Genomic DNA, 3,548 nt, shown 5'->3' with positions numbered 1-3,548 from the left:
CGGCACACCAGCAGGGTTCATGAGGCTGCCGGCCAGCGGCCGGCACTACCCCTACGCGGCGACCGGCGCCTGCGGCGACGGGCTGTTGCCGTTGTCGTCTGGATGGTCGTCGTCGTTGTCGGCCGCGTCGCGCCAGCGCCAGTCGGCCAGGGTCAGCGGATCCAGGCCATAGGCGATGCGCGCCTTGTCGCACTGCGGGCTGGCCTTGCCGTACTCCCAGGACGCGTCCACCTCACGGCACACACTGGGCCGGTTGGGGTGAATGGTGCAGCGTGAGTACACGCCGATCTGCGCATCCAGCGCCACGCAGCGCACCGGCTTGGAGTGGGTGCCGCGCATGCACAGGCGATGCGGGTCCAGCACCTCGGTCAGCTGGTGCGGTACGCCGCCGGGGGTGACCTCGTCTGATTCCATCCAGTGGAAGGCCACGCGGTATTGGGTGCAGCAGGCGCCGCAGGTCATGCAGGGATGTTGCATGGGCAAGCCGCCTCGGGCGGCAGTCGGAATCAGGAACGAGGGTGCGGATTTTCCACGAAGTGGGCCGCCGCGCAAGAAATTCCGTAAGCGGCGACAATGAACGGATGAACCGACCCTGCAATATTGCGGCCCGTTTGCCTGAACTGGCGCGTGAACGCCCCGACCAGATCGCCATCCGCTGCCCCGGCCGCCGCAGCGCCGGCAACGGCATGGCGGCCTACGACGTCACCCTGGATTACCGCCAGCTGGACGCCCGCAGCGACGCCATGGCCGCCGGCCTGGCCGGTTACGGGATCGGCCGCGGGGTGCGCACGGTGGTGATGGTGCGGCCGTCGCCGGAGTTCTTCCTGTTGATGTTTGCCCTGTTCAAACTGGGTGCGGTGCCGGTGCTGGTCGACCCGGGCATCGACAAACGCGCACTGAAGCAGTGCCTGGATGAGGCGCAGCCGGAGGCTTTCATTGGCATTCCGCTGGCACACGTGGCGCGGTTGGTGCTGCGCTGGGCGCCCTCGGCGACCCGCCTGGTCACCGTCGGCCGCCGCCTGGGCTGGGGCGGTACCAGCCTGGCCGCGCTGGAGCGCGCCGGCGCCAAGGCGGGGCCGATGCTGGCCGACACCGATGGCGAGGACATGGCCGCGATCCTGTTCACCAGCGGCTCCACCGGCGTGCCCAAGGGCGTGGTCTACCGCCACCGCCATTTCGTCGGCCAGATCCAGCTGCTGGGCAGCGCCTTCGGCATGGAGGCGGGCGGGGTGGACCTGCCGACCTTCCCGCCGTTTGCCTTGTTCGACCCGGCGCTGGGCCTGACCTCGGTGATCCCGGACATGGACCCGACCCGGCCGGCGCAGGCCGACCCGGCGCGCCTGCACGATGCCATCCAGCGCTTCGGCGTGACCCAGCTGTTTGGCTCGCCCGCGCTGATGCGGGTGCTGGCCCGGCATGGCCGGCCCCTGCCAACGGTGACCCGGGTGACCTCGGCCGGTGCGCCGGTGCCGCCGGATGTGGTCGCTACCATCCGCAGTCTGCTGCCCGCCGATGCGCAGTTCTGGACCCCGTATGGCGCCACCGAATGCTTGCCGGTGGCGGTGGTGGAGGGCCGCGAGCTGGAGCGAACCCGTGCTGCTACCGAAGCCGGCGCCGGTACCTGCGTGGGCAGCGTGGTCGAGCCGAACGAGGTGCGCATCATCGCCATCGATGACGCACCGCTGCCGGACTGGTCGCAGGCGCGTGTGCTGTCCACCGGCGAGGTGGGCGAGATCACCGTGGCCGGACCGACCGCCACCGACAGCTACTTCAACCGGCCGCAGGCCACGGCGGCGGCGAAGATCCGCGAGACGCTGGCCGATGGCAGCACGCGCGTGGTGCATCGCATGGGCGACGTCGGTTACTTCGATGCGCAGGGTCGCCTGTGGTTCTGCGGGCGCAAGACCCAGCGCGTGGAAACCGCGCGCGGGCCGCTGTACACCGAACAGGTCGAGCCGGTGTTCAACACGGTGGCCGGCGTGGCACGTAGTGCGCTGGTCGGCGTTGGCCCGGCGGGTGCGCAGGTGCCAGTGCTGTGCGTGGAGCTGCAGCGTGGCCAGGCAGACAGCCCGGCGCTGCAGGAAGCGCTGCGTGCGCATGCCGCAGCCCGCGTGGCGGAGGCCGGCCTGCAGCACTTCCTGGTGCATCCGGCGTTCCCCGTCGATATCCGTCACAACGCCAAGATCGGCCGCGAGAAGCTCGCCGTCTGGGCCAGCGCCGAACTGGAGAAGCGCGCATGAAGATCCTGGTCACCGGTGGTGGTGGTTTCCTTGGCCAGGCGCTGTGCCGCGGGCTGGTCGAACGTGGCCACCAGGTGCTGGCGTTCAACCGCAGCCACTACCCGGAACTGCAGGCCATGGGCGTGGGCCAGATCCGCGGCGATCTGGCCGATGCGCAGGCGGTGCTGCACGCGGTGGCCGGCGTCGATGCGGTGTTCCACAACGGTGCGAAGGCCGGCGCCTGGGGCAGCTATGACAGCTACCACCAGGCCAACGTGGTCGGCACCGACAACGTCCTCGCGGCCTGCCGTGCACATGGCATCAGCCGCCTGGTCTACACCTCCACGCCCAGCGTGACCCACCGCGCCACCCATCCGGTGGAAGGCCTGGGGGCTGACGAGGTGCCGTACGGCGAGGACTTCCAGGCACCGTATGCGGCGACCAAGGCAATCGCCGAACAGCGCGTGCTGGCCGCCAATGATGCAACGCTGGCGACGGTGGCGCTGCGCCCACGCCTGATCTGGGGCCCGGGCGACCAGCAGCTGGTGCCGCGCCTGGCCGAACGTGCACGGCAGGGCCGCCTGCGCCTGGTGGGCGATGGCAACAACAAGGTGGATACCACCTACATCGACAACGCCGCGCTCGCGCACTTCCTCGCTTTCGAGGCATTGGCGCCGGGCGCCGCGTGTGCGGGCAAGGCCTACTTCATTTCCAACGGCGAACCGCTGCCGATGCGCGAGCTGGTCAACAAACTGCTGCAGGCGGTGGGTGCACCGACGGTGGACAAGGCGATCAGCTTCAAGGCCGCTTATCGCATTGGCGCCATCTGCGAGCGGCTGTGGCCGTTGCTGCGCCTGCGCGGCGAACCGCCGTTGACCCGCTTCCTGGCCGAGCAGCTGTGCACGCCGCACTGGTACAGCATGGAGCCGGCACGCCGGGACTTCGGTTACGTGCCGCAGGTCAGCATCGAAGAAGGGCTGCGCAGGCTGAAGGCTTCATCTGCCGCATAGATCGCCGTCACTGGCTGCACACCGCCAGATCGGGAGGATGGACCCACGCCATCCAACGGCCCGGACATCTGCGAGGAGCGCCATGCTGCATTACGCCGTCATCTTTTTCGTCATCGCCATCATCGCCGCCGTGCTCGGCTTCTCCGGCATCGCCGGTGCTGCCAGCAACATTGCCTGGATCCTGTTCGTTGTGTTCCTGGTATTGGCAGTGATCTCGATGTTCCGCAAGCGCGGATAGAAGACCGCGGGGTAGTGGCGGCCGCGGGGCGGCACAGGTGTTTACGGTGGGGTGCGACCCGAGGTGGGCCACCCCCCATGT

Annotated in this window: 4 protein-coding genes; 3 read left to right on the top strand and 1 reads right to left on the bottom strand. The window is 69.2% G+C overall.

What is annotated here, in order from left to right; translation table 11 throughout:
• Positions 1 to 51: 51 nt before the first annotated feature.
• Positions 52 to 477 carry a YkgJ family cysteine cluster protein gene (locus tag ACJ7C5_RS15430; protein WP_097048174.1) on the bottom strand — a complete coding sequence of 142 codons (426 nt, stop codon included), beginning with the start codon at positions 475 to 477 and terminating at the stop codon, positions 52 to 54.
• A gap of 104 nt (positions 478 to 581) precedes the next feature.
• Between ACJ7C5_RS15430 and oleC the strand changes: the two genes are divergently transcribed.
• The 3 genes from oleC to ACJ7C5_RS15415 all read left to right on the top strand — a co-directional run bounded on the left by oleC (position 582) and on the right by ACJ7C5_RS15415 (position 3,467).
• Positions 582 to 2,240 carry an olefin beta-lactone synthetase gene (gene oleC / locus ACJ7C5_RS15425; RefSeq protein ID WP_412704381.1) on the top strand — a complete coding sequence of 553 codons (1,659 nt, stop codon included), beginning with the start codon at positions 582 to 584 and terminating at the stop codon, positions 2,238 to 2,240.
• Positions 2,237 to 3,229 (top strand): 2-alkyl-3-oxoalkanoate reductase, encoded by a 993-nt coding sequence (oleD, locus tag ACJ7C5_RS15420; protein ID WP_412704380.1) that lies wholly within the window; start codon positions 2,237 to 2,239, stop codon positions 3,227 to 3,229. Before oleC ends, oleD begins: the two co-directional genes overlap by 4 nt.
• A gap of 82 nt (positions 3,230 to 3,311) precedes the next feature.
• Positions 3,312 to 3,467 (top strand): DUF1328 domain-containing protein, encoded by a 156-nt coding sequence (locus ACJ7C5_RS15415; RefSeq protein WP_004153593.1) that lies wholly within the window; start codon positions 3,312 to 3,314, stop codon positions 3,465 to 3,467.
• The last annotated feature ends 81 nt before the right edge of the window (positions 3,468 to 3,548 follow it).

It is taken from the genome of Nocardiopsis yanglingensis (assembly GCF_045809185.1).
Lineage (GTDB): Bacteria > Pseudomonadota > Gammaproteobacteria > Xanthomonadales > Xanthomonadaceae > Stenotrophomonas > Stenotrophomonas yanglingensis.
This window is presented reverse-complemented; position numbering and strand designations above follow the sequence as displayed.